Genomic DNA, 6,006 nt, shown 5'->3' with positions numbered 1-6,006 from the left:
CCGCCACCTTCGTCGTCCCCAGGTCGACGGCCAGACCCCAAAGAGGCGCACGCCGCGGCCGCACCCCGATGACCTCGTCACCGCGGATCACCGCCCACCCCCCGAAATCCCAGCGCCTAAGGTCGTCCGACAGTGCCTGCAGAACTTCCAGATCATAGCGCACCCCCGCTCCCACCGCCGCGGCTACCCTGTCCGCGTCGCCCGCGCGCTCGCCCACCGCAGGGGGCGCAATCCTGAACTGCACCTGCTTCACCACGGGCCGGGGACGCACCTTGTGCGCCCCCAGGACTCCCGCCACCTGAAGGCGGTCTCCCCCCCTCAGGCGGTCGATCTCCACCCGCACGTCCCCGACCACCCTTACCCGGCACGCCAGCCGGTACCCCACGGCACCCTGCCGCGCCAGGAGCTCCAGCTCCTGCTCGTCGGCACCCGATACGGCCCCACTCACAACCCGCACCAGGCACCGACCGCACCTCCCGTGACCCCCACAGGTGGCAACCACACCCCAGTCACCCAGCTCACGGCCGAGCAACTGGACCGCCTCAAGCACCGTCGCTCCTTGTGATACGTGCACCCGCCGGCCAAGCGGCTGAAACTCAACTACGGGCACGGCAGATCCTCCTCCCCCGCCCGGGCGGTCACAGCCCGATAAGCAGCAAGCAGGTTGCCAGCCGAGACCCCCTGCGGCACCACTCCGGAGGACGTCCCGACCATCAGGCCCCCGGCGCTGCCCGCCCTCGCCAGGCGTTTACCCTCCTGGATTAGCCGGTCTGGCGTGCCACGCACGAGAAGATCCACGGAAAGCCCACCCCACAGGCCCAACTGCCCGCGGTACACCCCCACCAGCCGCGCCGCGTCCATCCCCTCCTCCGGCTCCAGGGAGTGCACGGCGTCGAACCTCGCTTCCCGGATGAGAAGCAGCAGATCCTCAACGCTCCCATCGCTGTGAAAACACACAAGCGGCCGGTCGCCCCTGGCCGTGCGCGCCCCCGAACAGTACCGCACTACCTCATGCCAGAGCGGCCACAACCGCTCTCTGATCACAGAAGGAGGCAGGAACAGGCCGCCCGCATACGCCACGTCCTCCCCCAGCACCACCCCGTCGGCCCCAGCTTCCAGAGCCCGCCCAACCTCCGCCAGGGTCCGGTCGAGTTGCAGCAGTAACAGCCCCTCCGCCTCGGCCACCGCCCCGGGCCCGGCGGGACCATTCCTCCCGGACAGGAATAACAGGGCCTGCGACCATCCCACCGCCGCGGCCAGGCCCTGCCAGGGCCCGTCAACAACGGCCCACACGAAAAGGTCACGGCCCGCCCAGTAACCAACTTCCTCGGGCCACGCCGGTCCCGTCAACCCCCCTCCGGCAGATCCCGACCCACCCGCACCCGCCACCACCCCCACCGCATCCAGCCCGAGAACGCTCACGGCCTCCTCCACCACGCGCCAGCTAGCAGGTCCCCCTTCCGGCACCTGCTCCGCTCCCCTGCCCAGCAGAGCAGCCGCCAGGGTAGGCGGCAGCGCGAATTCTCCCACCGGCACTCTGTCAGGGCGCTGCCCCGCGAGCGCAACCCGCACGCGCTCGTAACCGGTCAAGACCGAACCTCCCGCCAGCCGGCCCACGACGAACTCGACAACCCAACGGACTGCGTAACAGCCGCCCCAAACCACCCCTTCAAACTTGCGCCAACCGCCCCTCGCGGTACGCACGCAGGTACCGGCCGCAGTACTGGTCGCGGCCCAGCACCGCCTCGGCCGCCCTCAGGAGCGCCATCAGCCCCGCATCGAGCGGATCAAGGATCACCGCATCAAGGCCGGCGGTCTCGCCGCCACCAGAAAAGCCCGGTTCAGCAGCCGGCGCTGGGGCAGCCCGAAGGAGACGTTGCTCAGGCCGCAAATGGTGTGCACCCCCGGGTACTTCTCCCGCAGGATGCGGATGGCTTCCACCACCGCCACCCCTGCCCGGGAATCGGTGCTCACCGGGCGCACCAGGGGATCCACGTAGATGTCCTCAACAGGAACCCCTGCCTCCAGCAGGTCCTCGACCAGCCGGCTGCCCTTTTGCACCGCCTCCTCAGCCGAAGACGGCATCCCGGAATCGTCCAGACAAAGCGCCACCACCCCGCACCCGTACCGCTTCACCAACGGGAGCACCGCACGGAAGCGTTCCCGCTCGGCAGTTATGGAGTTAAGCAGCGCCTTGCCCTGGTGCACCTCAAGGGCAGCCGCCATGGCTTCCGGATTGGGACTGTCAACACATAGCGGCACGTCGAGCGCCCCCCGGACGGTGGTCACCAGCCAGCGGAGCGCCTCCGGCTCATCCGCAAGTAACGTGCCCGCGTTCACGTCGATGAAGTCGGCCCCGGCCTCTCGCTGCCGGACAGCCTCCCGGACTACGGCTCCGGCATCCCGCCCAGAAACGAGCGCCGCCACACCCTTTCTGCTGGTATTGATCCTCTCACCGACGATCAGCAAGCGCTCCACCTCCCCCTCTCCCGCGCAACCGAGCCCCGTGCCGCCCGCCCGGCGACACCGCGGCTGACGCATCGGGCCAACTGCCCCTCTTCGTCGGATGGGCGCGCTGCACCTGCCACCGCGGCCACTGTCCTGAGCCGAGAGCCCCGACGGTCCACCAGCAGCGAAGGGACGGCCGGCGCCCCGAGCAGGAGCCCCGCGCAGCGGCGGCGAGCCCTGCCGGGTACACCGGGCCCTCCCCCACTTCACTGCTCCCCTCCGCCGCCCACCGGTCAACGGTACACACCGTACTCCTTGCCGGCCTCGATCATCGCCCGGAAGTTCTCGGGCTCCGCGTCGTCCACCACCCCGCCAGTCGTGAGGATGAAGCCGCCGTCCTGCCCCACTTTCTCGATGAGGTCCCTCACGTACTGCCTGACCTCCTCCGGAGTCCCCGTCTTGAGTATGGTAACCGGCACGTTACCGGCGAAGCAGGCAACCCCGCCCAACACCTCCTTGACCCTGACCATGTCGGTCTGGTCGAACATCCAGACTATCCGGCCGCGGGGGAGGTCCGGATCGGCAAGGAAGTCCAGCCGCTGGTTGTAGCTGCCCTCCACGAAGAGCCAGGGTACCAGCCCTTCGGCAATAAGCCCCAGGAGCACTGCCTTGAGCGTCGGCCAGTAGAACTGGAAAAGGTCGGTAGTCAAGTATCTCGTAGACCTTGCCCGGCGTCGCCAGCATGCAACTGGCCAGGGAATCGGGCAGAAACTCCTTGTGATACTTCTTCCAGGCGGCGCCCAGCTTCTCGTAGTCGTACATGGCCTCCCGGGCCCTGATGCCCGCGTACTTCGCGGGGAAAAACCCGATATTCGGGCACACAGGGATGCGGTCAGGCTTTTTCAGTTCCACCACGTCTTTGATCCGCTGCACGCGCTGCTTGAAGCTCTTCTCCACCTCCGGATTCGCGAAGCGCACATTGGCACGAGACATCCACGCCTTAAACCGTTCCTCGTACTTCTGGTCACCCGACAGTCCGTGCCGGTTGCCACCCTCAAGGAGCGAGACCGGGAACCTCGTCAAGCCAGAGAACAGCGCAGGGACGAGCGTCACGAGCAAAGTGATTGGTCTGGCCAGCTCAGCACCGGGTTTCCATTGGAATCCGGCTTGATATCTACATTTCAGGTACTCTAAGCGTCATAACAGCACCAATTAGCTGCACTATAGCTGCGACAAGCAACATCCCGCCCACGCCCAATCCGCTGAGCAAAGGTCCAGCGACGACCCCTCCAACAATCCCGGGCAGCATGACGAACAAAAACGTCATGTTCATGGCCAACGTCGCCACCTCTAGCCTCACACTCTTCGTTGCAACCGTTGACGCTCCCGGGGCGCCGGCAACCCCTCCTAATGTTGCCACCCAGAAAAGGATCACGTACGGCCACATCTTAGCTGATAGCGGCTTAAGTACGAACGTCGCTATCGTGGACATCATCAGACCTGCGAAAAGAGCCTTTCTCGCTCCTATCTTGTCGATAACCGGACCCCAAATGAAAGTTCCGAATCCAAGCATGACAGACGCCACGGCAAAAAACACCGTTTGCAGCTCGATAGGCACAGCAAGTACGCCGGTGAGAACTATCGGGAAAGAGCCATACATCATTTGCCATCCGATGAGGTATACGCACAGGGTAAATCCGGTCCATAAGATGTTTCTATTCGTTAGTACCTCAGCAATATCCCTTCCGGAGATTCCGGTCGGGCTCTTTACAACGGGAGCCCTTACGGGAAGCAGAAGAAGAATCGCGAGTCCGGCTAACGCAGCCGCAAGGTAGTAAAGACCTCTGTAGCCTCCGACTACTTCAAGCAGGTAACCGCTCATGGCTTGAAAGATCCCCATCCCCAGCATCGAGCCGCCCATCCCGAGACCCACGGCCATTCCGCGTCTGTCTGCGGGAAGCATGAACGCTATCAGTAAGGCAAAGAGTGACATGAAGGCAAAAGGTATCCCTGATACGAGCCTCCATAGTGTGAGTGCGACCCATGAGCCAGCCAAAGCAAGGCCTATGTTTGCCAGTAACGTTAACACTAACGCAACGACCAGAATTTCCTTTCTCTTTCCCGTCTTGTCGGCGAATATGGCGATAGGCAACAGGAGAACCAATGACAGGATAGACGGGAGACCCATTGGCAACGACGTAACTACCCACGCCGGCGCCCCAAGCTCCTTTGCGTGGAAGGGCATAACTGCTGCGTAAAGCATACCTGAGGCAGCTGCAAAAAGCCCCGACGCAACGGTCAAAAACACGCTCATCTTTGAATCCCTCCTATCCTAATGTCTTCCGTGCAGCCCCTCGTAAGCTCGAGTACGCTGCGAGAGCCCAATTTGCCCATTTGCACCGACCTGCTTTACTCCACTCTGCCCGGCAACCATTGCGTGCGTGGGAGCGAGCAGGATGACGAAAACCGGCGAAAACACGAGACGCCGAGAAACTCACAGGCCGCACTCGGACCTTGGCGCGCCCACTTCCAGCACTACCTCGCCGCACAACTCAGAGCCCGCTGGGCCACCACACAGCACCGGATTCTCCACCACGCCACCGCCATCTGCAAGGCCTGGCCCGTTAACCTCGACAGCCTCCTCCCGACCCTCACCCCCCTTTACTACCACAGCCCCCGACAGGACCTCTACCAGCCCGAAACCTGCGCTCCCTCGCGGGTCATTGGCACGCAACCTTTGTGTCGCCTGCGAGCAGGCACCCGGTGCCGGCGTCCAACACCGCCTCAGCCAGCTCCACGGCGTCATTTTCCCGCACCCTTCGCGCTAGCCTCGCAACCGCCAGCGTGCGGCGGCCCGGAGCGGTTGCGCCTTTCATGGCGACCCACTACGGCGCCCGGGTTTGCTATGCGTCTATACGTCCTTATATATACGCCAGCCTGACCCGAAATCCTCCAGACCACCCCGACCCAGGTACTCCAGGGCACATAATCGAAACGGACAGTTCACCACGCGATATGCAGGCCGAACCCGGCCGTGGACGGGGCGTGCTTCCAGGTACGGACAGCGCAGACATTCGGGTTCCTGGGGCCCAACCGGTGTCGGCAAGACCACCGCCCTCACAAAACCCACGTCCGGCCGCCCCTGGTATGCCGGTAGGATGTGGCCGCTTCCCCCCCACCACCTGTCCAGGCCAAGTTCGTTTCTTAATCGGCGGAGCCGATTTTCTTCGGTCGGCGGCGCAACAAAGAGAGGAACAGCGGCGATCGTTGCAGAATGATCGTCCTGCGAGAGGCGACAGCGCTATGAGCAGGCGCATACCTGCCCGGGAGCCAGACGAGGTATATATCGAAGCCGGGCTGCCGGAGGAGGAGTTTCTTGCATGCAGGGCGCAGTCGTTCGCCGGGACGCTCAACCTGGAATTCCACCGCCGCCCCGCCGACCTGACAGTCCTCGCGAACCTGGTCCGGGGCAACCGCGACCCCAGGATTATCACCTTCCCTGCGGGGAAGACCACGTCGGTGCTGGACTTCCTGCCCCAGTCCCCACGCGACTGAGGG

5 protein-coding genes and 1 pseudogene are annotated in these 6,006 nt (G+C 64.3%); 1 reads left to right on the top strand and 5 read right to left on the bottom strand.

What is annotated here, in order from left to right; translation table 11 throughout:
* The 5 genes and pseudogenes from QME70_09490 to QME70_09470 form a co-directional block, all read right to left on the bottom strand.
* Positions 1–610: 2Fe-2S iron-sulfur cluster-binding protein (locus tag QME70_09490; protein ID MDI6894820.1), on the bottom strand; the 610-nt coding region annotated here is incomplete at its 3' end.
* A complete protein-coding gene (locus QME70_09485) occupies positions 601–1,590 on the bottom strand; it encodes a uroporphyrinogen decarboxylase family protein (GenBank protein ID MDI6894819.1) in 990 nt (329 codons plus the stop codon). The genes QME70_09485 and QME70_09490, both read right to left, overlap by 10 nt.
* Before the next feature lie 79 nt (positions 1,591–1,669).
* A pseudogene (locus QME70_09480) lies at positions 1,670–2,469 on the bottom strand (methyltetrahydrofolate cobalamin methyltransferase).
* A 272-nt stretch (positions 2,470–2,741) separates the two neighbouring features.
* Positions 2,742–3,158, bottom strand: a complete 417-nt coding sequence (locus QME70_09475) for a uroporphyrinogen decarboxylase family protein (protein ID MDI6894818.1) — start codon at positions 3,156–3,158, stop codon at positions 2,742–2,744.
* 464 nt (positions 3,159–3,622) lie between these two features.
* Complete coding sequence (locus QME70_09470) at positions 3,623–4,762, bottom strand: MFS transporter (GenBank protein ID MDI6894817.1); 1,140 nt, start codon at positions 4,760–4,762, stop codon at positions 3,623–3,625.
* A 989-nt stretch (positions 4,763–5,751) separates the two neighbouring features.
* Between QME70_09470 and QME70_09465 the strand changes: the two genes are divergently transcribed.
* A complete protein-coding gene (locus QME70_09465) occupies positions 5,752–6,003 on the top strand; it encodes a hypothetical protein (protein MDI6894816.1) in 252 nt (83 codons plus the stop codon).
* Positions 6,004–6,006: the final 3 nt, after the last annotated feature.

This window comes from Bacillota bacterium (genome assembly GCA_030019365.1).
Taxonomy (GTDB): Bacteria; Bacillota; Sulfobacillia; order JACIYH01; family JACIYH01; genus JACIYH01.
Note: the sequence above shows the minus strand (reverse complement) of the source record. Positions and strands in the feature narration are given on the sequence as shown.